This is a genomic window from Paraliobacillus zengyii (assembly GCF_003268595.1).
GTDB lineage: Bacteria > Bacillota > Bacilli > Bacillales > Amphibacillaceae > Paraliobacillus_A > Paraliobacillus_A zengyii.
Map to the genome: position 1 here is coordinate 3227321 of NZ_CP029797.1, position 26624 is coordinate 3253944.

Annotated in this window: 26 protein-coding genes and 1 pseudogene; all 27 read right to left on the reverse strand. The window is 37.0% G+C overall.

Going from position 1 to position 26624, the window contains the following annotated elements; translation table 11 throughout:
• Positions 1–211: 211 nt before the first annotated feature.
• Positions 212–1060, reverse strand: a complete 849-nt coding sequence (locus DM447_RS15980) for a stage II sporulation protein SpoIIQ (protein ID WP_112182185.1) — start codon at positions 1058–1060, stop codon at positions 212–214.
• A gap of 151 nt (positions 1061–1211) precedes the next feature.
• On the reverse strand, positions 1212–2261 hold the full coding sequence (spoIID, locus tag DM447_RS15985) for a stage II sporulation protein D (protein WP_112182186.1): 1050 nt from the start codon (positions 2259–2261) through the stop codon (positions 1212–1214).
• 872 nt (positions 2262–3133) lie between these two features.
• Positions 3134–4444 (reverse strand): UDP-N-acetylglucosamine 1-carboxyvinyltransferase, encoded by a 1311-nt coding sequence (gene murA / locus DM447_RS15990; protein WP_112182187.1) that lies wholly within the window; start codon positions 4442–4444, stop codon positions 3134–3136.
• A gap of 35 nt (positions 4445–4479) precedes the next feature.
• Positions 4480–5199 (reverse strand): YwmB family TATA-box binding protein, encoded by a 720-nt coding sequence (locus tag DM447_RS15995; RefSeq protein ID WP_112182188.1) that lies wholly within the window; start codon positions 5197–5199, stop codon positions 4480–4482.
• A 90-nt stretch (positions 5200–5289) separates the two neighbouring features.
• Positions 5290–5520 (reverse strand): DUF1146 family protein, encoded by a 231-nt coding sequence (locus DM447_RS16000; RefSeq protein WP_112182189.1) that lies wholly within the window; start codon positions 5518–5520, stop codon positions 5290–5292.
• A 282-nt stretch (positions 5521–5802) separates the two neighbouring features.
• Positions 5803–6204 (reverse strand): F0F1 ATP synthase subunit epsilon, encoded by a 402-nt coding sequence (locus tag DM447_RS16005; protein ID WP_112182190.1) that lies wholly within the window; start codon positions 6202–6204, stop codon positions 5803–5805.
• A gap of 45 nt (positions 6205–6249) precedes the next feature.
• Positions 6250–7650: a F0F1 ATP synthase subunit beta gene (atpD, locus tag DM447_RS16010; RefSeq protein ID WP_112182191.1), complete on the reverse strand. Its 1401-nt coding sequence runs from the start codon at positions 7648–7650 to the stop codon at positions 6250–6252.
• 26 nt (positions 7651–7676) lie between these two features.
• A complete protein-coding gene (atpG, locus tag DM447_RS16015; RefSeq protein ID WP_112182192.1) occupies positions 7677–8552 on the reverse strand; it encodes an ATP synthase F1 subunit gamma in 876 nt (291 codons plus the stop codon).
• A 94-nt stretch (positions 8553–8646) separates the two neighbouring features.
• The gene (atpA, locus tag DM447_RS16020; protein WP_112182193.1) at positions 8647–10158 is read right to left on the reverse strand and encodes a F0F1 ATP synthase subunit alpha; all 1512 of its coding nucleotides are present in this window, start codon (positions 10156–10158) and stop codon (positions 8647–8649) included.
• A gap of 21 nt (positions 10159–10179) precedes the next feature.
• Positions 10180–10722 (reverse strand): F0F1 ATP synthase subunit delta, encoded by a 543-nt coding sequence (locus DM447_RS16025; RefSeq protein ID WP_112182194.1) that lies wholly within the window; start codon positions 10720–10722, stop codon positions 10180–10182.
• On the reverse strand, positions 10722–11246 hold the full coding sequence (gene atpF / locus DM447_RS16030) for a F0F1 ATP synthase subunit B (RefSeq protein WP_112182195.1): 525 nt from the start codon (positions 11244–11246) through the stop codon (positions 10722–10724). The genes DM447_RS16025 and atpF overlap by 1 nt, the downstream gene beginning before the upstream one ends.
• 206 nt (positions 11247–11452) lie before the next feature.
• Positions 11453–11659 (reverse strand): F0F1 ATP synthase subunit C, encoded by a 207-nt coding sequence (atpE, locus tag DM447_RS16035; RefSeq protein ID WP_112182196.1) that lies wholly within the window; start codon positions 11657–11659, stop codon positions 11453–11455.
• 55 nt (positions 11660–11714) lie between these two features.
• A complete protein-coding gene (gene atpB, locus DM447_RS16040) occupies positions 11715–12440 on the reverse strand; it encodes a F0F1 ATP synthase subunit A (protein WP_112182197.1) in 726 nt (241 codons plus the stop codon).
• A 24-nt stretch (positions 12441–12464) separates the two neighbouring features.
• A complete protein-coding gene (locus tag DM447_RS16045) occupies positions 12465–12833 on the reverse strand; it encodes an ATP synthase subunit I (protein ID WP_112182198.1) in 369 nt (122 codons plus the stop codon).
• A gap of 388 nt (positions 12834–13221) precedes the next feature.
• Entirely contained in the window at positions 13222–15396 is a 2175-nt protein-coding gene (locus tag DM447_RS16050) for a S8 family serine peptidase (RefSeq protein WP_112182199.1), read from the reverse strand.
• Between the two features lie 154 nt (positions 15397–15550).
• A pseudogene (wecB, locus tag DM447_RS16055) lies at positions 15551–16698 on the reverse strand (non-hydrolyzing UDP-N-acetylglucosamine 2-epimerase).
• Between the two features lie 70 nt (positions 16699–16768).
• Positions 16769–17398, reverse strand: a complete 630-nt coding sequence (gene upp / locus DM447_RS16060; RefSeq protein ID WP_112182200.1) for a uracil phosphoribosyltransferase — start codon at positions 17396–17398, stop codon at positions 16769–16771.
• Positions 17399–18329: 931 nt separating this feature from the next.
• A complete protein-coding gene (locus tag DM447_RS16065) occupies positions 18330–19568 on the reverse strand; it encodes a serine hydroxymethyltransferase (protein ID WP_112182201.1) in 1239 nt (412 codons plus the stop codon).
• 77 nt (positions 19569–19645) lie between these two features.
• Positions 19646–20185, reverse strand: coding sequence for a TIGR01440 family protein (locus tag DM447_RS16070; protein WP_112182202.1), 540 nt, complete (start codon positions 20183–20185; stop codon positions 19646–19648).
• Between the two features lie 14 nt (positions 20186–20199).
• Complete coding sequence (gene rpiB, locus DM447_RS16075; protein WP_112182203.1) at positions 20200–20649, reverse strand: ribose 5-phosphate isomerase B; 450 nt, start codon at positions 20647–20649, stop codon at positions 20200–20202.
• A gap of 175 nt (positions 20650–20824) precedes the next feature.
• Positions 20825–21424: a low molecular weight protein arginine phosphatase gene (locus tag DM447_RS16080; RefSeq protein WP_112182204.1), complete on the reverse strand. Its 600-nt coding sequence runs from the start codon at positions 21422–21424 to the stop codon at positions 20825–20827.
• Positions 21425–21550: 126 nt separating this feature from the next.
• On the reverse strand, positions 21551–22105 hold the full coding sequence (locus DM447_RS16085; RefSeq protein ID WP_112182205.1) for a manganese efflux pump MntP: 555 nt from the start codon (positions 22103–22105) through the stop codon (positions 21551–21553).
• A gap of 104 nt (positions 22106–22209) precedes the next feature.
• A complete protein-coding gene (locus tag DM447_RS16090; RefSeq protein ID WP_112182206.1) occupies positions 22210–22506 on the reverse strand; it encodes a TIGR04104 family putative zinc finger protein in 297 nt (98 codons plus the stop codon).
• 836 nt (positions 22507–23342) lie between these two features.
• On the reverse strand, positions 23343–24371 hold the full coding sequence (locus DM447_RS16095; protein ID WP_112182207.1) for an L-threonylcarbamoyladenylate synthase: 1029 nt from the start codon (positions 24369–24371) through the stop codon (positions 23343–23345).
• 207 nt (positions 24372–24578) lie between these two features.
• Positions 24579–24989: a GNAT family N-acetyltransferase gene (locus tag DM447_RS16100; RefSeq protein WP_112182208.1), complete on the reverse strand. Its 411-nt coding sequence runs from the start codon at positions 24987–24989 to the stop codon at positions 24579–24581.
• 67 nt (positions 24990–25056) lie between these two features.
• Complete coding sequence (gene spoIIR / locus DM447_RS16105) at positions 25057–25656, reverse strand: stage II sporulation protein R (protein ID WP_112182209.1); 600 nt, start codon at positions 25654–25656, stop codon at positions 25057–25059.
• A gap of 77 nt (positions 25657–25733) precedes the next feature.
• Positions 25734–26621, reverse strand: coding sequence for a peptide chain release factor N(5)-glutamine methyltransferase (gene prmC, locus DM447_RS16110; protein ID WP_112182210.1), 888 nt, complete (start codon positions 26619–26621; stop codon positions 25734–25736).
• Positions 26622–26624: the final 3 nt, after the last annotated feature.

Sequence of the window (26624 nt, forward strand, 5' to 3'; positions counted from 1 at the left end):
TTATTATTATTTCATATATTCATAATAATTCAACCCTAAAGTCTATATTTTTTCGACAATTTCCTGCAAATATTCAAACTAGTGATGAAAAAGTTAATTAAGTCTATGATTTAATCAACTATTTTTCATTATACTTTTCTTCTATTCTACTTTAACAATCCATAGACAAAAAAAACATGAAGGAAAATTCCCTCATGCCTTTTATATTCATTTATGTGTTCGTTGTTGCTCTAGAAGATTCTTGCTCTCCTGTCGACTCATCTGGGTTTGGAACAGTTTCTGTTTCATCATTTTCTGCTTCATCTGTATCTTCTGCTTCATCTGTAACTTCTGTTTCTTCAGCAGATTCCTCAGCACTTGGAGCTTTAATATCTGCTAATGGTTTGTTCAAGTACATTTCTGGATCTACTGCTACGTTGTCTTTTCGGATTTCAAAATGAACATGTGTGCCGCTTGCTTGGCCATATACATTTTGACCTGAAGTTGCAACACTCTCACCTTGCTCAACCTTTTGGCCCGCTTTGACTGTTACATCTTGTAAACTTGCATAATAAGTAGAAACACCATTCTCATGTTCCATTTCTAGTACATAGCCTAGCAATGGATCTTCCTTCACTTCTGTAACCTCACCGCTTAATGCTGCAGTTACTGAAAATGTTTCATCTGAAGCTGATGCAATGTCTATACCTTTACTTTGGTAGTATTTATTGTTGTATAGAACGAGTGCTTGTTCTTGCTCTTCAGATGTCTTATCGAAATCATAAAATTTTGTTACAATGTCAGTTTGACTATCTTCCGCTACTGGCATCTTTACGACTTCTGATTGACTTACAACAGTATCTGAATCTTGTTCATAGTCTAATGGATTCCCATTAGAATTTCCTAGATTCGTCTCTGTATTATCCGTTGCCTCTGGAATCTGGTTATCTAAATTTTGATACCATAGAACACCAGTTAACAATAGTGCAGCAACTGTTAAATATACAGCAGGAAAAAACCATTTCTTCTTGAAGATACGTTTCCAACTTTGTTTTGAAACGTTATTATTATCTTCTCTCATTTTACATCACCTCAGGAACCATTCTGATCAGAAACAGGAAATAATATACATCGTTTATCAATTTTTTAATTAATACGATGATATATTTGTTAAACCCTCTTCTAATTCAGTAAAGTTCTTCGCTGGTAAAACGTTCATCCTAATTATAAGTTTAGTTTTTCACTACTAAAGTAGGTGTTGCATCTTCTATTCTTTCTATCTCTGTTCCTTGGTAATAATAGGTTACAATATCTTGATAACTCTTCCCATCCTCAGCCATACCATTGGCACCATATTGACTCATACCAATTCCATGCCCATAACCTTTTGTTGTAAAGATGAGATGATCATTTTTTTGTTCTATACTAAAATCACTCGATCTTAACTCTAATGCTTCTCGTATATCTCTTCCTGTGAAGGTTTGTTCTGCTATTTTAACCGTTTCCACACGATTACTCGCTGTTCTTGTCATGCTAAAATCATTGTTAGATTGAGATAGTGTTACACCTAAAGCTTCTTCTACTTGATCAATCGGAACAATCTTTTGATCTAGAAACTTTGGTGAGTCTTGATCCCACGGGCTAGCTACACTTTTTAAATAAGGTAAAGCGTTCTCCCAATAATCTTCAGCATTTTCCGTGTAACCATTACTAGTTGAAAAAAAGGCTGGTGTAATAGGTTGATCTTCATAGGTTAAAATTTCTCCTACTGTACCTGCAACTGCTTCTTTAATTTTACTTATTTTCCAACTGTAGTCACTTCCCCAAACTTCCCTGAGCTCTTCATCACTCTTATAAACTTGGTGCTGAACTGTATCTGTAACATTTGCTGCATCATCTGTTACATGTGCCAGATAATTAACAATGTAGGTTCTCGCTGCAAGTGCTTGTGCTTTTAATGCTTCCAGTTCAAATTCGGCAGGCATCTCAGAAGCAACAACTCGTGTTACATAATCTTCCAATAGAACCTTTTCGATTTGATCTGTTTCTGAACGCATTACTTCAACCGTAAATGCTGAGTCATCAGAGGACAATGTAACAGCCTCTGCAGGCTTTTCTACCTCCGCTTCGGTAGATGTCTCTAATTCTGTCATTTTTGTTGTATGTGGCGCTACAATTAAAGCTGGAACTAACAATATAATAGTTAACAACAGTCCTACCAGTAACATACTGCTAGATTTCCAATATAAGCCTCGTTTTTTGTTTTTATTATACGGATGCATATACGTCCTCCCTTTACCAAACATCATCTTCGTATCTACTAATTACTCTATACATAAAAACAAGATAGTAGAACGAGAAATTTAGTTTGGTACGAGCAAACATTGTAAAAAAAGCACCAGCTATTTTTTTAAAAAATATAAACAAATTACGCAGAGAGAAATTTTAAAATTAGTTTTGTAAACTTAAAAAGTAAAGCAATCTAAAGTTGAAGTTGACATCGAGCTCCTCATTTCGTTTCATCATTTGAAATTGATCGAAATTGCGACGTAGCATTCTTTACATAAATTGTAACACAACAGAATTCATGCCCCGCTCCTCAAGCGAAATGGGCTCCCTTTCCGCAGGCACGGCTATTCCTGCAGGAGTCTCGCCGATTTCGCTTGATCCGCTGGTTTTAGTTAGCTAATTAAAATTGCGTAAATGACTCTATTTTCCTTAATTAATGACTAACTAAAGCAAGAGTTAGAAACAATAAAAAGTGATTTTATCACCTGTATAAAAAAGATACGCTATCCAGCGAAGGTAGTAAATGGTTGACACTCCTGTGGGAACAGCAAATGTTTTCGATGGGATGAGTAATCGCAATCCCACAAGCCGAAGATCCACTTGGAAGTGTTCTTTGCTTCCAAGTAGTTAGCTAAGGTTGTGCCCACGGAAAGGGAGACCATTTTCTACCGTAGCGTGGTAGTAATTAGTATATTATTTAGCTAGCCGATAATAATGTTGTGTCGTAGTTGATAGAAAATCAGGTGGTAAGGGTAATTGCTACATCAGCACCACAATTGGAATACACTTCAATAAGACAGATATGTATAGAAAAAAAGCTGTGCAATTGAGACTGAAATCGTCTAATCGCACAGCTTTTTATTTTTTATAAAGCAGAAAAATGTTTTGTTTCTGCTTCTTCTATTATAATTTCTTCTTCATCATTCACACGTTCAATATCCGCACCCAATCCTGCAAGTTTCTCTGTAATATCTACATAACCTCGGTCAAGATGTTTTAATTCCGTAACACGTGTATAACCTTCTGCTTTTAAGCCAGCTAATATTAATGCTGCACCTGCACGAAGATCAGTAGCTGCAACCTCTGCGCCCTGTAAGACACCTGGTCCTTCGACAATTACGCTACGACCTTCAATTTTAACTTTTGCATTCATACGACGAAATTCTTCTACATGCATAAACCGATTTTCAAAGACGGTTTCCGTAATGACACTCGTGCCTTCCGCTTGTAACATAAGCGCAAGCATTTGTGATTGCATATCGGTAGGAAAACCTGGATGTGGCATTGTTTTCAAATCAGTGGCTTTTAACTTGTGTGGCCCGATTACCCGCACACCATTAGATTCTTCTACAATCTTCACACCCATTTCTTCCATTTTAGAAATTAATGCACGTAAATGTTCTGCATCTACATCTTTTACAAGCACATCTCCACCAGTAATTGCAGCTGCAATCATATATGTTCCAGCTTCAATTCTGTCTGGGATAATAGAATGTTTTGCACCATGTAACGTTTTGACGCCTTCAATTTTAATTGTTTCTGTACCAGCTCCGACAACTCTAGCGCCCATTTCATTCAAATAGTTAGCAAGATCAATAATTTCTGGTTCTTTTGCTGCATTCTCAATTGTAGATTTACCATCTGCTAATGCTGCTGCCATCATGAGGTTTTCTGTTGCACCAACACTTGGTACATCTAAATAGATTTTCGCACCTTTAAGACGTCCATTTGAAAACACTTCGACAAATCCATTTCCAACATGTACATCTGCACCCATAGCTTCAAAGCCTTTTAAATGCAAATCAATAGGTCTTGAGCCAATAGCGCAACCACCTGGCATTGCTACTTTGGCATGACCGAAACGTGCTAACGTTGGTCCTAAAACAAGAACCGACGCGCGCATTTTTCTTACATATTCAAAAGGGGCTTCCGTAATTAAAGGTTTCACTGCGTCAACTACTACTGTATTATGTTGAAAATCAATCTTTGCGTTCATATTGCTTAATACATCTTTCATAGTCACAACATCAGCTAAAGCTGGAACGTTATGAAGCTCACTTTTTCCTTCACTTGCCATTATACTTGCTGCGATGACAGGCAATACAGCATTTTTCGCACCTTCTATTTGTACAGTGCCGTTTAGCTGCCTACCACCACGGACGATGATTTTATCCAAGGCTCATTCTCCTCTAAAGTCCAATTTCTATATTATTAATATTCAGTCGTTAGGATAGGTGTTCCTATTGTTAAGGTTATTTTTCCGTTTAAACCTTTTCTTGCTGCTAATTGAATATTCATTGACTTGTTCAATGAAGGTATAGCAGCTTCCCATTTGTCTGTATATCCAGACATTACATTAAAATCTTTTTCATTCATTTCATCGATCACTTCTACATCTAACTTTTCTATCATTCTATCAAAAAAATAATCACTACCTATAATAGCATCTACTTCTGTCGAAATACAAGTAAATTTTGTCACATCCTTACTAAAAACATTTTCCAATAAGAGATGAAGACGTTCTTCTATAGGGTTTTGATTAAAACTACCTGCTTCTAATGATTCCATTTTATAAATCACATCTACAGTATCTTGATTTTCTGAGGTTACCATTATAATAGATTCGATCCGATCCTCTTCTTTACGGCTGTCCCACTTATATTTTGTTGCTTGTTCAGTTTTCTCAGTCGTATAACCATTAGAAAAGCCGATTTGATTTATTGCGTGCATTATTTCTGGCATCTCTTTTTTGCTGATTTGTTCTCTCATCATAATTTGCCATGTCTTTACCTGTAACGCTTCTGCTTCTACAGCTTCCATCATTTCTACCAACTCATCTGTTGCCGATTCTTTTGCAACGACGTCTTTTAAATGAAAAGTGAAAATTAGTAATACAAGTAGTATAATTGCTAAACCTTTATTTTTAATCATGATTTTATCTCCCTACCTTTTTTATTACTCAGTATGGTCGCTTTGCTTCCTCTCCATACTAAAAGGTATTCGTCAAATCATGACAATAGTTTAAAACAAGTAAACAAATTGTTGCGACCATTTAAGAAAATCTAAGAAGAAATTGCTAACAGTCGAACCAATAACAATCGCAATAAAAACAATCAAAATCTTAGCTTCAAATGTCCGCGCTTTTTTAAAAATTGGATCCAATCTTAATGCTTGCATAATTTGCCACGTTATAACAATAAAAATAATGTGGGAAAGCATGCTAATTAAAGCTAATCTCCCTAGTTCTTCCATAGATGAAACCTCACTTTTCAATTTAATCATGCATACAAATATTTGTCATTTCCCGGGAAATAGCGACAATAAATACGCATATATTTTTTTCACAATTATCATTTAACCTAATTAAAGATAATACCATGGATCGTTGGTTTTTTAAATGACTTTTTATCTATTCCCCAGCAAGTTTAAACTAAACATACCATTCCTATACTAAATATAGTCGCATAGAATCAAAAAAAGACTTTAAATCCAAAGTTAAAATGGAAATAAAGTCTTTTTATAATGTAGCACTCTCTATTTGTTTTCTATCACATCTAGACGATTTAGTGCACGTTTAAGTGCATATTCTGCCCTTTTAAAATCAACATCATCTTGTTTAGTTTGCAAACGCCTTTCAGCACGTTCTTTCGCTTTACGAGCACGCTGAACATCGATGACACCAGGCGTTTCAGCTGATTGCGCAAGAATGGTTACTTTGTTGTTATTCACTTCAACAAACCCGCCATTTATTGCAATTTTTATCGTTTCGTCATCTCTTTTTAATCGTGTCACACTAATTACAAGTGGCGCAATTAATGGAATGTGATTTGGGAGAATTCCTAATTCACCGTTTTCAGCTTTACAACTAACCATTTCAAATGTGTCTTCTAAAATAGGGCCATCAGGAGTGACAACACTCACCGTTAGTGTTTTCAATGAAACCCCTCCTCAGGCTGGAATAGAGCTATAACCGCTTTATTCTTACGCCATTTGTTTTGCTTTTTCAACAACATCTTCAATTGTTCCAACTAAACGAAATGCGTCTTCGGGAAGATCATCATATTTACCAGCTAAAATTTCTTTAAAGCCTCGTATCGTTTCTTTTACTGGCACATATGAACCTGGAAGACCAGTAAACTGTTCAGCTACGTGGAAATTCTGCGATAAAAAGAATTGTATGCGACGAGCGCGAGAAACGGTTAATTTATCTTCATCAGATAATTCGTCCATCCCTAGAATTGCAATAATATCTTGTAATTCTTTATACTTTTGTAGTGTACGCTGTACTTCACGAGATACGTTATAATGCTCTTCTCCAACAACTTCAGGGTCTAGTGCACGTGAAGTTGATGCTAACGGATCAACAGCAGGATAAATACCTTGCTCTGATAATTTACGATCCAAGTTAGTTGTTGCATCTAAGTGCGCAAATGTTGTTGCAGGCGCTGGATCGGTATAGTCATCCGCAGGTACATAAATCGCTTGAATTGATGTAACAGAACCTTTATTGGTTGATGTAATACGTTCTTGTAACTGACCCATCTCCGTCGCTAATGTTGGCTGATACCCAACAGCTGAAGGCATACGGCCTAGCAATGCAGATACTTCAGAACCCGCTTGTGTGAAACGGAAAATATTATCAATAAACAATAATACGTCTTGTCCTTGATCATCACGGAAGTATTCTGCCATTGTTAGTCCAGTTAAAGCTACGCGCATACGTGCACCAGGTGGCTCGTTCATTTGACCGAACACCATTGCTGTTTTAGTAATAACGCCTGAGTCTTTCATTTCAAAGTAAAGGTCATTACCTTCACGTGTACGTTCTCCAACCCCAGCAAATACAGAAATACCACCATGTTCTTGTGCGATATTATTAATAAGCTCTTGGATTAAAACCGTTTTACCTACACCGGCTCCACCAAACAAACCGATTTTACCACCTTTAATGTATGGTGCTAATAAATCAACAACCTTAATTCCTGTTTCTAAAATTTCTGTATCAGTCGCCAAATGTTCGAACTCTGGTGATTGACGATGAATTGGATCGCGACGAACATCATCAGGTAATTTTTCACCTAAATCAATCTCTTCTCCCAACACATTAAATATACGACCTAATGTAAGATCACCTACAGGTACAGAAATAGCAGCACCAGTACTAATTACTTCTGCTCCTCGTTGAATACCTTCTGTTGCCTGCATGGCAATTGTACGAACTGAATTGTCACCTAAATGTAATGCTACTTCAAGTGTTAATGCAACACCATTTTCCTCTTTAGGAGAAATGATTAATGCATCATATACTTCAGGGAGCTGTCCATTATCAAATTTTACATCAATAACTGGTCCCATTACTTGCGTTACGTGTCCTTTACTCATCGATTTCCCTCCTTACTTACATTTTACTATTTTTGGGCTGCTGCTCCACCGACAATTTCCGTGATTTCTTGTGTAATAGCAGCTTGACGAGCTCGATTATATTGTAAAGATAAATCATCAATTAAATCGTTCGCATTATCTGTAGCACTGCGCATTGCTGACATGCGTGCTGCGTGTTCACTTGCTTTACTATCTAATAAAGCACCATAGATTAAGCTTTCTGCATATTGGGGTAACAATGACTCCAATATTTCTGCTTTACTCGGTTCAAATTCAAATGCACTGTTGTTCTTACTAACTGGTGTTTGTTCCGTATTTTCAAAGTCTGTAAGAGGTAGTAATTTTTTGGTAACTACTTCTTGTGAGATTGCACTAATATAATGATTATAGACAATGTTTAATTCATCTACTTCTTCATCAATATATAGTTGTACGGACTCCAATGTTAGATCTTTAATATCCGAAAAAACAGGTTGATCTGATAAACCAATAATTTCATTTGTAATTGGCATATCTCGTTGTTTAAAGAAGTCTCTCCCCATTCGTCCGACTACAATCAATGTATACTCTGATACAGATTGATGTTTTTCCTGAATGGTACGGTACACCTTACGTAATACACTACTGTTAAAAGGTCCAGCTAATCCACGATCAGATGTAATGACGAAATACGCTGTCTTTTTCACTTTTCTTGGTTTTAACATAGGGTGTTCAAATGTCTCATTACTCAATGCGATATGATGAACCATTTCTTGCATCTTTTCACTGTATGGGATATAAGACTTTGAACTTAATTCCGCCTTACTGAGCTTTGATGCTGAAACCATTTGCATCGCATTTGTAATTTGTTTTGTTTTTTTAGTTGAGCCTATTCGTGTTTGAATATCTCTTAGTGATGCCACTTACGTTCAGCCCCCTTTCTTGAAAAGGTTTCTGTTGCAAAAGAAGGATAAAAATCAGAATTTGATTCTTATTTTCCTTCCTTCCACTTCCAATTTATTTACTTTTCCCTACAAATTGTGCTTTGAACGCTTCAATAGCTGCATTCATTGCTTCTGCTTCAGCAAGATTTCCGGTTTCACGGATTGTTGTTAAGATGTCAGCATGATTTGCATCAAAATAATCAAAGTACTCTGATTGGAAACGCGTAATATCATCAATTTCGATATCATCTAAATAGCCACGAACCAACGCATAGATAATAACAACTTGTTTTTCAACTACAAGTGGTTTATGTAGGCCTTGTTTTAAAACTTCTACCGTACGAGCACCACGATTAAGTTTTGCTTGTGTTGCTTTGTCTAAGTCAGATCCGAACTGTGCAAATGACTCTAATTCTCGATAAGAAGCTAGATCCAAACGCAATGTTCCTGCAACTTTCTTCATCGCTTTAATTTGTGCTGATCCACCAACACGTGATACCGATAGACCTGGATTAATCGCTGGACGAACACCAGAGAAAAATAGATCAGACTGCAAGAATATTTGTCCATCTGTAATGGATATAACATTGGTAGGAATATACGCTGAAATATCACCAGCTTGTGTTTCAACAAATGGTAAGGCTGTTAATGAGCCTGATCCTTTTGCGTCACTAAGCTTTGCTGCACGTTCTAATAGACGTGAGTGTAAGTAGAATACATCACCTGGGAATGCTTCACGGCCCGGTGGACGTTTCAGTAATAGTGATAATTCACGGTATGCATTCGCTTGTTTAGATAGATCATCATATACAACTAGCACATGCTTTCCGTCATACATAAACTCTTCACCCATAGAAACACCAGCATATGGCGCTAAGTACTGAAGTGGTGCAGGTTCTGACGCACCGGCACTAACTACTATTGTGTAATCTAATGCGCCGTGTCTACGAAATACTTCTGTTGTAGAACGAACAGTAGAATCTTTTTGACCAATAGCAACATAAATACAAATCATGTCTTGGTCTTTTTGATTAATGATCGTATCAATTGCAACAGTCGTCTTACCTGTTTGACGATCACCAATAATTAATTCGCGTTGTCCGCGACCAATTGGCACAAGTGCATCAATTGCTTTAATACCTGTTTGTAGTGGTTCATGAACAGATTTACGATCCATTACACCTGGTGCTGGCGCTTCAATTGGACGTGTTTTACTCGTCTCAATTGGCCCTTTCCCATCAATTGGTTGTCCTAATGGATTTACTACACGACCTAGTAATTCACGACCAACCGGCACTTCCATAATACGACCAGTACGACGAACTTCATCGCCTTCGCGAATCTCTGTATAAGGACCTAAGATAACAATCCCCACATTACTTTCTTCTAAGTTCTGGGCTAATCCCATTACTCCATTTGAAAATTCAACAAGCTCACCTGACATAACGTTATCAAGACCATGTACACGTGCAATACCATCACCGATTTCGATAACCGTACCGACATCAGTAACTTCAATATCAGCTTGATAATTCTCAATTTGCTGTTTAATCAGCGCACTGATTTCTTCAGCTTTTATGCTCATGCCAATTCACCCCTATCATCTTTAATTTACTGAAACGATATTACGTTCAATTCGTTCTAATTTTCCTTTTACAGAGCCATCATAAATGGTATTACCAACTTTAAGCTTGATGCCACCCATAATAGAAGGATCAATTACATTGTTAATTGTTAATGATTTAACAGCTAGTTTCTTTGTGAATACAACTTGTAACTGCTGCTTTTCTTCTTCAGAGAGGAGACGAACAGAGTAAACTGTCGCTACTGCTACTCCTTTAGATTCATTAGCGAATGCACAGAATTGATCTACGATTTCTGGAACAGCACTTTCATTATGACGATCTATTAATAGCTTCAATGTGTTGCGAACTTCTTTTGCAAAATCATGAAAAGCTTGATCAATTATTTGTTTCTTTTTCAACCCATCAAAGCCAGGATGTTCTAAAAAATCATTAAAATCTTGATTTTGTTGAAAAACTTCCTTGACTATTAAAAGTTGAGATTCAATTGAATCAACATTTTCTTTTTGTTGAGCAAGTTGAAAAAGAGCTTCTGCGTAGCGTTTAGCAATCACTGCTTTACTCATTATTCTTCTCCTATCTCTTTCATATAGTCAGAAATTAGTTTTTCTTGATCTTGTGCATTTAGTTCTTTTTCAATTACTTTACTAGCAATTTGAACAGAAAGTGAAGCCACCTGTGCTTGAAGTGCTTGAATGGCACTTTCTTTTTCTTGCTGAATTTCTGCCTGTGCAGATTGTTTCATTCTATCTGCAGCAGTTTCAGCTGCTTTTATAATGATTTGTTCTTGTTCGATTCCAGCCTTTTTAGCATCTTCGATAATAACTTGTGCTTCTTGACGTGTTTGTTTTAAGCGCTCATTTGCTTCTTCTGTCGCTTTCTCTGCTGAGATACGGTTTTTTTCGGCAACATCTAATTCATTTGCAATGTAGTTTTCTCGTTCTTCCATTTTATTAAGTAATGGACCCCAAGCAAATTTCTTTAATAGATAAAGTAATATCGCAAAGCTTAGTAACGAAAAAATAATATCTCCACTATTTAGACCGCCAACTGCAGCTCCGAGAATAAGATTTCCAGCTAAATCTTGCACTGTATTCACTCCTTTCAACAACTACTAACATGAAACTGTCCGTGATTAAATAAAAATAGACTTTAAACAGATTAAAAACTTGGCTCATCGCCAAGTTTTATGGTGAAAGCCCTGATTTAGAATGGATTCATCCTATTTTGAAATTAAAGGAATGGCGAAACTTCCTCTAAAGATAAATTTCGCCACTGTATTTTTACTATTGAGTTCTACAGTACCATGAAGGCTACAACGATAGCTAAGATCGGAACGGCCTCTACTAGTGGAATACCAATTAACATAACTGTAGTTAATGGTCCTCTTAATTCTGGTTGACGTGCGATCCCCTCAACTGTTGTCTTAACTACCATACTACTTCCTAAACCTGCTCCTAATGCTGCCAATCCTGCTGCTAATGCTGCTGCTAATGCTTCCATTTAAAAATTCCTCCTTTTAAAATATGTAAAAATTTTATTAGTTTCTACATTATAATTAATGATCATCTGCCACTTTATGCGACATGTAAACCATCGTTAACATAGTGAATACAAAGGCTTGAATCGCCCCAACAAATAAACTAAATCCTTGCCATACAATCATCGGTACCAGTGAAAAAATATAGCTACCTGGTCCAGCCATAAATGCCATTTGGGCTATAAGGGATAATAAAATCTCCCCTGCAAAAATATTACCAAACAAACGAAAACCAAGTGTCATTGTATTCGTGATTTCCTCGATTAACTTAAATGGTAAGATGAATGCAACTGGGCTTGTCATATCTTTAAAATAACCTTTCATACCTTTAATTTTAATCCCATAAAAGTTTGAAAGAATCATAATAAATGCTGCAAGTGACAATGTTATACCTACGTCAGATGTCGGTGATTTCCACCATAACTCATGATCGTATACCCCCATCATAATAACACCTAAAATATTGCTAATAAAGATGTATAAAATTAATGTGAGTCCTAAAGGCAAAAACATTTTCCCACTGCGCCAATCCATTGTATCGCCAATAATGCCCTTTACGAAGTCGATAAGAAGCTCCATCGCATTCTGCATACCAGTTGGTTTCGTTTGCAACTTACGACTACCTACAAAACCAAGAATAAATACAATGGCTGATGCTACAAAGATCATCAGTACAGTTGACGCGTTAAAGTTGAGTCCTGAAATACCAAGAAAATCATATACCATTGGTGATTCGTGGTCCACTTGTTTCACCTCTTTTCCTGAAAATTAATCTCTTGTTAGGAATAATAAGCCATCTACCATAATAACAACATACATTGTCATTAATCCGATAATCACTGCAATAAAATGAAAATACTGCTCAAATTCTAATGCAATTAAGACAGATACTGCAATTGAACCAAATCGGACTAATGTTCCGAGACTAAAAATCTTTTTGTTATTTACAATAGCTTCACCTAGCTTTTTCATTTTCCTTTGGAGCAACCAGAGATTATAAAAACTAACTGCACTACCAAGTAACAAACCATTAAATATACTATGGTAAGATGTTAGCGCCGTACCTAAAGCTAGAATCGCAAGATAATAAAACATCCATTTTTTCTGACGAGATATCATTTGTTCATATTCATGCATGATCCGTCGTCCTCCAAAAACGTATGAGTCACCTATTCATTGTTCGATTCCATCAACAAATTATGACAAATAGCCTATATATTCGCAAGGCTTTAAATCAGAAAAGTATTGTCAGTGATAAAAGTCACATGAAAACCCTATCATAAATCAAAATTTAATTTCTTTAGGCACGCTGTATTTAAGGGAGTTTCGGTAAAAAAAAGCAGGTTCTATTTAGAAAACATCTAAATAGCTAGCTACTCCCAAAGAATACATAGCTTGGTTTAAAATGTCTATTTACTATTATAATGGATTATTCACTATAAAGGTAGAGACAATTTTGTGAATTCTACTATTAAATTTTGAAGATTTAAAATTTGCTATCACTATCTTACCAATATCCGTTATATTACTCAATCAATATATTCATTTGATAGTGAAAAACTTCTTCTTTTTCAGTCTCAACAGAAATATCAGCAATATATTCCCCTTTTTTAGGCATTAATTTCAATGGGATTTCCCCTTCTATTACACCTGGTTCAGGATCATCTAGACTAAATAGTGTCTGTTGAAATGTCAGGGTATTCGGATCATATAAATCAACCGTAATTTTTTCTGCAACCTCTGGTGAGTAAAAGCGATACGTATAATTTTTTTCCTGAAAAGGGGTTAACTCTAATTCAAAACCCATTGCTTTAGGGAAATTACTCATTTGATTCACATACATGTAAGGTAAAGAAAAGGTTTGTTCTTGATTTGAAAGTTCTAACCACCCCTGATAAAGTCCTGGTTCCAGTAAACTGCTCGTAATCGCTAATTCGATTGGAACTTGCTCTGTTTGACCCGGCTCAATCGTGAAAGTCTTTGGTGTATACCAACGTAATCCCTTTGTTTGTTCAGGTAAGTCAAAAGAATAGGTTTGTGGTTTACCTGATACATTTTTCACTTCAAGATTTACAACGTTGCTTTCTTTTCCGGTATTAATTTTACCAAATGATAGTAATGGATTCGTAATAATCGTTGCGGTATTAATCGATTCTGATAATCTGATTCTACCCATCCCTTGCTCAATCGGCTCATATAATTGTTCCCCATCCGTCAGTGGTAACGCTTGGGTCAGGAGTGCCCCTTTTAATTGAGTTGGCGTCCAATCAGGATGTGCTTCTTTTAAAACAGCAAGTGAACCTGCAATATGCGGGGCAGCCATACTTGTTCCTTGAAGTGTTTGATAACCACCTGGGACTGTGCTTGTGATTTGTGCTCCAGGTGCAACAATTTCAGGTTTGATTTGCCAGTTAGCCGTTACAGGGCCACGTGAGCTAAAATCTGAAATTTGATCTTGTGTGATCTGATAATCTGTCTCAATCCAATAGCTGTGCGTGTCCAATTGGTCTAACAACCACTCGCCATCTGCTTGTGATATACCTGTAACTGGAATAGAAATCTCTTGCTCCATTCCGCCTTGAAAGGTGCCTTTTTCATTATTATATATAAGCACAGCAGCTGCTCCTGAAGTTTCTGCTTGTTTGGCCTTTTCCGTGAATGAAATATCTCCTCGTTCTATTAAAACGATCTTCCCTCTTGCATCAGGTATTGCCTTCTTTCCATCCCCACCATTTACTATCGGATATTTTTTCTGTAAATCCCATGCTGGTGCGCCTGCTAATGTGATAAGCTCTATTTTTTTATTTTCAAAACTATCGTATAAAGAAGCTGTCTTGATTGGAGGTGTGGAGGAACCAACTCCTATCGACTTTGTTGCTGTTGCAGGAGAACCTACTGTCCAATCATCTGGACCAGAATTTCCATTCGCGATCACAACGGACACACCCTCATCTACTGCACGGTTAACAGCTATACTAGTCGGCCAATCTGGACCATTAATAGTATTGCCAAGTGACATATTAATGATATCCATCCCGTCTTTCACTGCCTTCTCTAAGGCTGCGATGACTTGCACGGACGTTCCAGCACCACCTGGTCCTAGTGCGCGATAACCATAAAGATCTGCATCAGGTGCTACACCTTTCATCTTTCCGTTCGCAGCGATAATGCCGGCAACATGTGTCCCATGGATAGTCGGTAATCCTTGTTCTACTTGTGTTTCCATTGGATCCGCGTCCATATCAACAAGATCGAATCCACCTTTATAGTTCTTTTCTAAATCAGGATGTTGATAATCAATACCTGTATCTATCACACCAATCTTTACACCTTTACCTGTATAAGATAAGGATTCTTGTGTTACTTCATCTTGTAGTAGAAAAGGAACACTCTCGTTAATCGGAGCTTCTTCTGTTATTTGATACGTTTGGACTGGATAAGCTTTTTTCAGAAAATCTAATCCATTCAGACGGTCTAACTGATGCGCTTTACCACGTAATGCTAGCCCTTGAAAGAGGGTATCATAAACTTCGAGCACTTCGACTGTTGGATAGTATGCTTCAATATATTCTTTTTGTTCGTGTGGATTCCCTTCCACTTCTATAATAATTGATTGTGTCTCTGTTTGCGCTTGACTTGTAATCGGGGGGATGATAAAGACTAGCGCAATAAGAATAGATAGAATGGCTCTGGTTCGCATACAATGTTTTTCTCCTTGTTTTTACGATAGTATGTGAAAAAAATCCGTACCCTATACTTTTTTAGTTACTTGCTTTAATTTAATGTACGTGTGCGGATAGAATGCAATCTTACATAAAAAAAGAACTTCCTATTTAGAAGTTCTTTTTCAAAAACTATTTTGTTATAAAAGTAGCTGGTTTATCGCTAGCTTCCTTAAAAAAATATCGAATAGCTTCCGCAATACGTGCACTTGCTTCTCCATCTCCATATGGATTCGATGCTTGTGCCATTTCTTGATGTTTTGTATCGTCAGACAGTAATTGATCTGCTAATTGAAATATCATTTCTTCATCTGTGCCAGCTAGTTTTAGTGTCCCTGCCGCTACACCCTCTGGACGTTCTGTCGTATCACGAAGTACCAATACAGGCACGCCTAATGATGGCGCTTCTTCTTGTACGCCACCAGAATCCGTTAAAATGAGGTATGCTCGTGACGCGAAGTTATGGAAATCAACAACGCCAAGCGGGTCAATTAAAGTAATACGCTTGTCATTTCCTAGAATTTGATCAGCAGTTTCTTGGACAACTGGATTAAGGTGAACAGGATATAACACATGGATATCTTGATGTTTTTCTACAAGACGTTTGATTGCACGAAACATTTGTTGCATATTCTCGCCCAGGTTCTCTCGTCGATGTGCTGTCATTAACACAAGTCTTTTTCCCTCTATTTCATCTAAAACTTTACTCGTATAACTTGCATTAACAGTCGTTTTAAGTGCATCTATCGTGGTGTTACCTGTTACAAAAATATTCTCTTCTGCTTTGTTTTCTGCTAATAGATTTCTCTTGCGCTAGTAGTAGGAGCAAAGTGAAGGTCCGCCATTACACCTGTTAATTGACGATTCATCTCTTCCGGATAAGGCGAGTATTTATTCCACGTCCGAAGTCCAGCTTCAACGTGACCCACTACAATTTGATTGTAATAAGCTGCTAAGGATGCCGCAAATGTCGTGGTCGTATCGCCGTGAACTAGGACAATATCAGGCTTTGTCTCTTTCATTACCTTGTCTAAACCTTCAAGTGCACGTGTTGTAATTTCAGCTAGCGTTTGGCGAGCTTTCATTATATTTAGATCATAATCTGGCTTTATATTAAAAATCGTTAAGACTTGATCAAGCATCTCACGGTGTTGGGCTGTGACCGTAACAATCGGTTCAAATTGTTCTGAACGTTTTTTTAATTCTAGTACGAGTGGTGCCATTTTAATCGCTTCTGGTCGTGTTCCAAATACCGTCATTACTTTGATTCGTTTTGTCATGTGTCACACTTCCTCCTTTTCAGAAGAAAAGCGCTACATATATGGCATAGGTAGCGCTTTTTTCACAATATTATTTGGTACCGAATAAACGGTCACCCGCGTCACCTAGACCCGGAACGATATAGCCATGATCATTTAATTTTTCATCTAATGCTGCAAGATAGATATCTACATCAGGATGATTTTTTTTAATCAATTCTACGCCTTCTGGTGCTGCTACTAAACACATCAATTTAATATTTGTTGCGCCGCGCTTCTTCAATGATTCAATCGCATCATTAGCAGAACCACCGGTAGCAAGCATTGGATCAATGACAATTAATTCACGCTCTTCAATATCAGAAGGTAATTTAATATAATATTCTACTGGTAATAATGTTTCTGGATCGCGATAAAGGCCAACATGTCCTACTTTTGCTGCTGGAATTAAGCGTAATACGCCGTCTACCATACCTAATCCGGCACGTAAAATAGGTATTAAACCAATTTTCTTTCCACTTAATGTTTTTGTAACTGCAGTAGTTACTGGTGTTTCTATTGTTTTTTCCTCTACAGGTAGATCTCTGGTAATTTCAAAAGCCATTAAACCGGCCACTTCATCAACTAATTCACGAAATTCTTTTGTACCCGTTTCTTTATTTCGAATATACGTCAGTTTGTGTTGTATTAATGGATGATCCAGTACAAATACATTTCCCACTTCCGATCACTCCTTATCTTTTTTTGCATCTTTAAAAGTGTACTGAAAAAAATGCATTGTTTCAAGTTAAGACACTAATTAATTTTGTTTTTTTGATAAATGTTACGATTTAATAAGCTATTTACGAAAACCTGTGACTTTATTACCCGCTCCTCAAATGAAATCGGCTCCCTTTCCGCAGGCACGGCTTCAGCTAATCAAAAAGTCACTCTTATATTCAGGAAATTATTAATGAAACCTTTGCCTGCAATATTTATACCTGAAGTCTACGCTACCGTAATCCGTAGATACTTCGCTTTCCGTGGGCACGACTTCAGCTAACTTCGGAAAGTAAAAATCGCTTTCCGAAGTGGATCTTCAGTCCGTGGGATTGCGATTACTCATCCCATCGAAAACATTTGCTGTTCCCACAGGACTTCGTATCTACGGATTACTTTATGGATCGTATGCTAATCTTCCATGCATAGCTACTGTTTAATAATTACTATAAAATAATTAATAATTAATAATCAACATATTTTTACGAATATTGCGCGTTTTTTCTTAGTATAGTTAAGTAATCAGAAAAAAGGGGTGACAGGATAACGATGGCGTTGAACGCTTTAAAATCGTTCTTAAATACTTTTTAGATATGTCACCAGAGAACGCTATCATCAATCCCAGTTCTTCAACAACTATAAACAAATCCAACAGTTAGTAACATAATAATTTACTGATTGATTCTGTTTTGCACATAGAAGTAGATCCACTCGGAAGGCGCATTTTGCTTATCAGAGTTAGATAAGGCTGTGCTCAAAGAAAGGGAAACCATTTCATTTGATCTGCGGGTCCACTATTATGTATTATTACCAAAACATCATTTTTTTAGAGAACAGTCATTTAAAATAATCCCTAACCGTTAATCTGGTTAGGGATTATTCTTATTAGGGATTTAACGCTTGTATAGAGGGAATTTGGCTGTCAATTCCTTCACACGTGTTTTGGCTTCTTGTAATTTTGTTTCATCTTCGTGATTTTTTAATGTGAATGCAATGATAGATGCTACTTCTTCCATTTCTGCTAAACCAAATCCACGAGTAGTTACAGCTGCAGTTCCGACACGAACGCCACTTGTTACAAATGGACTTTCTGGATCAAATGGGATGGTATTTTTGTTTGTTGTAATCCCAATATCGTCTAGTGCCTTTTCAGCAACTTTTCCGGTTAATCCAAGATCACGTACATCTAATAATAATAAATGGTTATCCGTTCCACCTGATACAATGCGAATACCTTCTGATTGTAATGTCTCACCAAAACGTTTTGCATTATCAATAATATTTTGGCCATATACTTTAAAATCATCCGATAGAGCTTCTTTAAATGCAGTTGCTTTCGCTGCAATGACGTGCATTAATGGACCACCTTGAATACCAGGGAAAATAGATTTATCAATTTGTTTTGCAAACTCTTCTTTACACAAAATCATTCCACCGCGCGGACCTCTAAGTGTTTTATGCGTTGTTGTCGTTACAAAATGGGCATGTGGAACTGGATCAGGATGCAAACCTGCTGCTACAAGTCCAGCAATGTGAGCCATATCAACCATCAAATAGGCACCTACTTGATCAGCGATTTCTCTGAATTTTTTGAAGTCAATTGTACGTGAATAAGCACTAGCACCAGCAACAATTAGCTTCGGCTTTACTTCGATTGCTTTTTCCAATAGAACAGCGTAATCAATTTGCTCTGAATCAGGATCTACCCCATAATCTTCAAAATTATAAAGCGTTCCACTAAAGTTAACTGGACTCCCGTGTGTTAAATGTCCACCATGATTAAGGTTCATACCTAAAACAGTATCCCCAGGCTCTAAAATCGTGAAATAAACCGCCATATTTGCTTGCGCTCCCGAATGGGGTTGAACGTTAACGTGTTCTGCACCAAATAGCTGTTTTGCACGATCCCGTGCCAAATTTTCAGCGATATCAACATATTCACAACCACCATAATAGCGTTTGCCAGGGTAGCCTTCCGCGTACTTGTTTGTAAGTACAGATCCTTGGGCTTCCATTACTGCTTCAGAGACAAAGTTTTCAGATGCAATTAACTCAATTTTGTCATTTTGACGCTCGCGTTCCTGTTCCATTGCTTGGAAAAGCTCTAAATCATTTTGTTTCACATGCTCCATCTTGTAATTCCCCCTAAGTAATATGGTTGCTTCGTTTATTATATTAGAAAAGTTAGTGTCCTAACTAAACTGTCTACTTAACGTTCATAAACCGCACGTGGTCCACCAATTAATTTGGGCCTAGTATAAGCGGCGTTAATTCTAGCGCTCCCAACAGCGCGTTGTTTAAGGCGAAGTGGAACTGCTACATGTTTCAAATGCATGCCAATCATGGTTTCACCAATATCAATTCCAGCATCTGCATTTATTTGTTCAACAACAACAGGATCTTTCATTTGTTTATATGCGAAAGCAGCCATTGAACCACCCGCCTTGCGAACAGGTACAGCAAACACTTCCTCATAACCATATCTTTCACTTGTATGGCGTTCAACTACGAGCGCTCGATTTAAATGTTCACAACACTGAAAGGCTAAGACAACACCTGTTTCCTTTTGTAATTGTTGAAAGGCTTGATAAATCTGTTCAGCTACCTCTTCACTACCAGACGTACCAATATGTTCACCAATTACTTCACTTGTTGAACAACCAATCACAAACAGGCTATTTTCTTTTAAATAGCCACTATTTTTCCACTCGATAATAATTTCTTGTAATTGCTTTTCGAGTTGCATCATAATTTTCGCATCCTTTATGCTTCTTGCTTCGTTTCGTAATCACTTAATTTACTTATTCGATCTGCGTGACGTCCACCTTGAAATGTCGTGCCAATCCAAGTACGCACTATTTCTTTTGCTAAATCTTCTCCTATTACACGTGCACCCATCGCCAACATATTCGAATCATTATGTACTCTTGTAACACGTGCACTATACACATCATGTACTAATGCACACCGAATGTCTTTTACCTTATTTGCAGCAATAGACATACCTATACCAGTTCCACAAATCAAGATCCCACGATCAAATTCACCTTTAGCTACACGTTCTGCTGCCGGAATCCCATAATCGGGATAGTCGACTGAATCAGCACAATCCGAGCCAATATTCGTATAATCAATACTTAAGTCTTCTAGTAATACACCTATTTGCTTTGCTAATTGATAGCCACCGTGATCCGAAGCCACTACTACTTTCATGAGTAAACCGCTCCTTTGTTCAACATAGATTCTATTATCTACTATCTTACTTGTTTTACAGAAAAATGAACAGATAAAGTAAGTCTTTTTCTAAAAATTTTTAGAAGTTTTTTAGATATAGTTGAGCCAATTGGAATGTTAGCATCGATAATGCACTAGGATAAATTCACTCTAATTATTCTTTGCTTTTTAACGTTTCGACTAAAATATCAATATATTTTTCCATTTCTTCTAAGGTTTGATTATAAACTTCAGAACTTCCACCATAAGGATCTGTGATGTCAAAATTAGGCATTTCTGCTTCTAACCGCTCAATTTCATCTTGTTCTTCTCGTAAAAAAGCACGGAGCTGTTGTTCTGATTGACTTTGATCTTTTTCTGCTACTACTAATGCTCTTTTTTCTTCTAATCTGATATATGCTTTTTTTAATTGTTCCCATGTTGATTGTCCATCTAATAGTGTATATTCTTTTAATGTATAAACTTTGTCATGAACCTGTGGATATTGCATGGTTACTGTTTGCTTATGTTGCATCGTCATTGTTAGGATAAGATCCGCCCAATCTAACAGTTGTTCCGAAACAGGTTGTGATTGATGTTCCAATTCAATATTAACAGTTTGTAACGCATCGATTGTTCCTTGTGATGCTTTAGAACCGATTGATGCAAAAATTCCTGCTGACTTCACTTCAAAGTCAGATTTATGTTTAAGTAGCGCTTCTGCCATTGGACTTCGACAAGTATTTCCCGTGCAAATAAATAAAACGTTTTTCATCTCTTGCTTCCTCCTCAACTGACAACTTTACCTATTAAAACTATATCATATTTATATACTAGCACCAAAACAAGAAAAAAGAGCTCCGTTTGGTTCGCGCAGCTCGGTTTCGTTCCGGATATTTTTTTAGCCAAAAATAAAGTGAAGACCAAATGCACATAGAATGCTTCCACCACATAACTCACTATATACACCAAGTAAACCGCGGGCCTTCTTTCCTAAAAGTAAACCTGCCCACGTCAACATCATACTAGATAAGCCAAAAATAATTATTGCGAAAAAAGTTTTAACTCCAGACATTCCTAAACTCAAGCCTACTGAAAAGCTATCTAGGCTAACACTTAAAGCAAATAACAATAGACCTAAACCAATTGGTTTCAATGGGATCTTCTCTTCCTTTTCAAATGTTTGTAATATCATATGTATGCCTAAACCAAACAAAAGGAACCCTCCACCGATTACAGCAAGTCCTTCCATTTGCCCAGAAATGAATTTGCCTAGGACGATACCGATAAACGGCATAAACATATGAAAGAAGCCAACCGTAATTCCAATAAAAAGGATGCGCTTTAAGCGTAAGGCTTGTAAACCCATGCCAAGCCCTACCGAAAAAGCATCCATGCCTAACGCAATTGCCATCATTATTAGTGATAGATATTGATCAAGTTGATCGATCGGCACTGTTTATCCCCTACTTTCGGACATGCTATTGTACTATATGCACGAAAGTAAGACGTTATGAGTAGATCGATTTTAAATTTCCACTTCATTGACACTCCTATTCACTACCAAAGAAACTCTTCTTCATTCGATAATTCTATCAGAAACGGATAAATCACCAGGATTAAAATACAATAAACAAGAAAAATTCCAATTGAAAGGAAAAGTGAAATACCAAACATATTTAAAAGAAACATAAAGGGAGTGATAAAGACTATGGCTGTAGATCTTTTCCTTGCTCGTTTTGTATAATATTGCTTCTTGCCACAGTGTGGACATTTCATAGCAATATCTAATGTAAACATCTTTTTAAATGTTTGTTTCCAACTCCACTCTTTGTTGCAATTTTTACAAGTAGGCACTTATTCATACCTCCTTTATTTTTAAGCTCAATTACTTTTCATATAGTTACAAGTTTTCATAAAGTATTATATATACACTATCACGTTCTCACCAAAAAAATCAGTCCTAATCTTTGGCTGTTATGAGTTTGGCGTATAACTGATATATTGCTTGGCAGTCTCAAAAAAGCTACTTTATAAAAGATTGTCGTTTATTACAAAACATTTATAAACTACGACGTAACAGGAAATTCTGACCCGCTCCTCAAGTAAAATCGGCTCCCTTTCCGCAGGCACGGCTTCAGCTAACTCGGATAAGCAAAGATCGCTTTCCGAGTGGATCTTCAGCCCGTGCTGTTCCTGCTGGAGTGTCACCAATTTCACTTGATACGCTAATACCCATCTTCACATCATTAACAGAGAGTATAAATCTACATAAAAAGAACAGATTTTAATTATATTTTGTTATCTAGAAATTAGCATGTAAATTATTATTTTCATCCAGTTCAATTCATCTTTTCTATCCATACTGTGTCCATGGAAAGGGAATCCATTTGGGGCTGCGATTACTCGCCCCAGCAAGATCGTTTGCTGACGTAGCGGGTAAGAAAGTTCCACTACGTCACATTTTCTATCAATTTCGAAAGATGAAACGCAATGAGGAGAACGTGGTCAACTTCAACTTTTGATTGTGAGACTTCTTAAGTTTATCAAGCCTTAAATTCCTGTTTCACGTTCAGGCTTTGTTCTAAAATACACAAAAACTAGCATACCAATATACAAATTGGTATGCTAGTTCACTTACTCATTTAAGTTTGCTTCAGCCAAAGTGAGCTTCTAATCAGCCACCTAACGTGTTATTGCTTGATCAATTGGCTTGCCGCTTTTTCTAAACGATTCATAATGGCTTCACCTACTCCAGCTTTTGGATAAACTTCAGCTAGAATAACATCCACATCTGTTTTGTTAAAAGCACGCAATGTATCATAAAGATGCACAGCGACAGTTGTTAAGTCTGTCTGTGTACCGATAATTTTCATATGAGATGTCGTTAAGTTTGCTACTAGCTCTTCGCTTACCATGACACCAACTTTTTTCCCTTCTAATTCAAGTTGATCAATCTGTGATTGAAAAAAAGTTACATCACCATCAACTAGATATAAAGGTACTTCCGGTTCGTAATGATTATATTTCATTCCAGGCGCTTTAGGCTGATCTTCTTTTTTAATCGAATGATCTAAGACAAGCGCTCCAGTCACTTCTTCTAATTGTTCCTGGGTTATGCCACCAGGACGCAACACGACAGGCACTTCCATCGTACAATCTACCACCGTTGACTCCAGACCAACACCAGTTGGACCGCCATCAATAATCCCAGCAATTTTTCCGTTCAAGTCATTGTACACATGAACAGCGCTTGTAGGACTTGGCTTTCCTGATGTATTTGCACTTGGTGCTGCAACCGGTAAATTTGTTTCCTCTAATAACGCTCTAGCTACCCTATGATCAGGAATTCGGATCCCGATGGTATCTAATCCAGCTGTAACATTTTCTGCAATCTTTCCATTACTCGTCAGAATAATAGTAAGTGGTCCTGGCATAAACGCCTCTATCAGTTTTTTTGCAATAGGTGTAATCGTTGTAACATATTGTCCAATTTGTTCTGGACTAGCAAGATGGACGATCAACGGATTATCTGATGGTCGCCCTTTTGCTGCAAATATATTGCTGACTGCTTGATTACTCGTTGCATCAGCACCTAATCCATATACGGTTTCTGTTGGAAAAGCAACAACTTCTTGTTGCTTCAATAAGTTCGCAGCTTCACTGATTGCTTGTTGTCCTTCTCTATCTATTTCTGTTGCTTTCCAGTATTTTGTCTTCATCATAATCCCTTTCACTATTAACAGTTTACCCACAAGTTGTATACAATTTATATACAAGTTATCCACATATCAACTTTCTGTCCACAATTCAAAACTCTCTATTTACTGTATGTTTACTTAGTTTATATAAAATTGACATTATTAACAAGCACTTCATATTATACACACATTATCAACAGGGTTTATCCACACTTGTTGATAATATTTTTATTTACCCACAGGAAGCATCCACCATTCTCCTGTTGATTCTCGCTGAAATGCTGGTTCATCAATCAATTCAAAACCAAGTTGTTCAACTAAATCTCTTATTGTCTTTTGCTGACTATGCACATAGAGCTTACTTGCTTCTTTCTTTCGTGCTACTTCAATACAAACCTCTATTAATCCCAATACATATGATGGTGCTAACACCTGTTTAATATAGAAGTTTTTTAACCAAAACGCATTCTCTTCTACTGGTTGTAACATGAAGAAAGCATATGCAACTTGTTCATCTTCATTTTTTACTAGATAGCCAGATTCCCATATTTCTTGTTCATTTAGCCCGTCAGGCCACTTATCTTGAAAAAAATCATCCACTACTGCATGATCTGCTACGCGTGTTGAAAGACATTCCATTCCTATCATCTCCTAATTGAATCTAGTTTTCTATCAGTTTATGAGAGAAAAAAGGAATTATACCTATTTAACTAAACCATTCGAATAAAAAGAACTTTACTTCTACGTCCTCTTCCTCTTTTTCTTCTGGTTCATCCTTTTCTTCTGCAGCTGCAACACTAGTCCCATTAGAAAAATCTAGAAAACACAAGGGTGGAAACAGTACACACCACCAATTCGCGCCTTTCCCTTCACCTAACGTTATCATAATAGCTTCATATTCTCCCGCAGGATAAACATAAGATCCGTATACTTTATCAGGAAAATTGACGTTCTTGCCGTATGATACCTCGGATGACATCTCTATCCCTTCCGCTTGCAACGTGTTCCTTACTATCTCTTCAATCTTATCTAGTCGAGACTCAATCAACTCACGTGCTACATCAATATCATCCAGGTCTTCTACCCATGTCGTAATTTCTTCATTTACTTCATCGCGTACCAACCTTTTTATCTGTTGATCTTTATCTTGATCACTATTGGCAAGGATTCTTAATCGTATCGCCTCGTCCGGAATGACCTGATAAGCTTCTTCTGATACAGTTTCTTCCCCGCTGACAAAAGTTTGCATAGAAAATAGTGTAATACACACTGCTAAAAGTCCAATAATAGGTATGATTTTTTTCATTTGTAATAGCCCCCTAATTGCTTCTTAGCATTAGTATGGGCATGTTATTCTTTCTTTAAACTAGTAATCTCTTAAATTTATATTTTAGGACTACCGTTTAATTTGCTCCTTGTTAAGGTTACGAAAATCATGCGATCACGTCCGTTTATATCTTGGCAGATTTCTACCTCACTATCAGGAAATGCATGCAAAATAAGTTTCTTAATCTGTGCAGCTTGTTGATAACCTATTTCAAATGCAAGTAATCCACATGTGGATAACACAATTTTAGCTTGATTTATAATTTGTTGATAAGCAAAAAGCCCGTTAGCTTTTGCAAACAAAGCTAGCTCTGGATCGAAATTTCTAACCGTATCTGCTAACGTCTCTTTTTCTTCCCAGGCAATATAAGGGGGATTAGAGACAATGACATCTACCGTTTCCCCATTGTCTATCCACTTTTGCAAAAAATCACTTTGGTGAAACGTTACCTCCGCATCTAAGCGCATTGCATTATTGGCTGCTATTTCCTGCGCCGCTACTGAAATATCACATGCTTCTACTTGTAACGTTGGATCTTCCAACTTTAATGTAATTGCAATAATCCCGCTGCCTGTTCCAATATCCGCTACTTTGATTGGTCGTTTCATTTGTTTCGTTCGTTCAAGAACACCTAACACCAATTCTTCTGTTTCTGGTCTTGGAATTAGGACATCTTTTGTTACATGAAAGTTCCGTCCATAAAAATACTCTGAACCAATTATATGTTGAACCGGAATCCCTGTGTCTGTGTGTTTGTGTATATCCTGTTGATAAGCGTGATATTGCTTAGTAGAAATTGGTTCGCGTAAGTTCATTAAGAGTTGTGATTTCGTATAATTTAAATGATGTAGTAAAAGAATTTCTGCGACGCGTGGTTCACGATTATGTTCTTCTAAAAAAAGAGAAGCCCAACGAAGGACTTCTTGTAAGTTAGGCTGTTTCATTTG

What these genes read in the sequence shown, in the direction of transcription:
- DM447_RS16000 (WP_112182189.1), bottom strand. Translation starts at nt 5,520, where the DNA reads ATGGAAGAACTAGGGAGATTAGCTTTAATTAGCATGCTTTCCCACATT.
- DM447_RS16095 (WP_112182207.1), bottom strand. Translation starts at nt 24,371, where the DNA reads ATGAAGACAAAATACTGGAAAGCAACAGAAATAGATAGAGAAGGACAA.
- DM447_RS16045 (WP_112182198.1), bottom strand. Translation starts at nt 12,833, where the DNA reads ATGCATGAATATGAACAAATGATATCTCGTCAGAAAAAATGGATGTTT.
- DM447_RS16050 (WP_112182199.1), bottom strand. Translation starts at nt 15,396, where the DNA reads ATGCGAACCAGAGCCATTCTATCTATTCTTATTGCGCTAGTCTTTATC.
- spoIIR (WP_112182209.1), bottom strand. Translation starts at nt 25,656, where the DNA reads ATGAAAAAAATCATACCTATTATTGGACTTTTAGCAGTGTGTATTACA.
- DM447_RS16100 (WP_112182208.1), bottom strand. Translation starts at nt 24,989, where the DNA reads ATGGAATGTCTTTCAACACGCGTAGCAGATCATGCAGTAGTGGATGAT.
- DM447_RS16080 (WP_112182204.1), bottom strand. Translation starts at nt 21,424, where the DNA reads ATGAAAAACGTTTTATTTATTTGCACGGGAAATACTTGTCGAAGTCCA.
- prmC (WP_112182210.1), bottom strand. Translation starts at nt 26,621, where the DNA reads ATGAAACAGCCTAACTTACAAGAAGTCCTTCGTTGGGCTTCTCTTTTT.
- atpD (WP_112182191.1), bottom strand. Translation starts at nt 7,650, where the DNA reads ATGAGTAAAGGACACGTAACGCAAGTAATGGGACCAGTTATTGATGTA.
- DM447_RS16070 (WP_112182202.1), bottom strand. Translation starts at nt 20,185, where the DNA reads ATGATGCAACTCGAAAAGCAATTACAAGAAATTATTATCGAGTGGAAA.
- DM447_RS15995 (WP_112182188.1), bottom strand. Translation starts at nt 5,199, where the DNA reads ATGATTAAAAATAAAGGTTTAGCAATTATACTACTTGTATTACTAATT.
- atpA (WP_112182193.1), bottom strand. Translation starts at nt 10,158, where the DNA reads ATGAGCATAAAAGCTGAAGAAATCAGTGCGCTGATTAAACAGCAAATT.
- rpiB (WP_112182203.1), bottom strand. Translation starts at nt 20,649, where the DNA reads ATGAAAGTAGTAGTGGCTTCGGATCACGGTGGCTATCAATTAGCAAAG.
- DM447_RS16065 (WP_112182201.1), bottom strand. Translation starts at nt 19,568, where the DNA reads ATGGAGCATGTGAAACAAAATGATTTAGAGCTTTTCCAAGCAATGGAA.
- spoIID (WP_112182186.1), bottom strand. Translation starts at nt 2,261, where the DNA reads ATGCATCCGTATAATAAAAACAAAAAACGAGGCTTATATTGGAAATCT.
- atpE (WP_112182196.1), bottom strand. Translation starts at nt 11,659, where the DNA reads ATGGAAGCATTAGCAGCAGCATTAGCAGCAGGATTGGCAGCATTAGGA.
- DM447_RS16025 (WP_112182194.1), bottom strand. Translation starts at nt 10,722, where the DNA reads ATGAGTAAAGCAGTGATTGCTAAACGCTACGCAGAAGCTCTTTTTCAA.
- DM447_RS15980 (WP_112182185.1), bottom strand. Translation starts at nt 1,060, where the DNA reads ATGAGAGAAGATAATAATAACGTTTCAAAACAAAGTTGGAAACGTATC.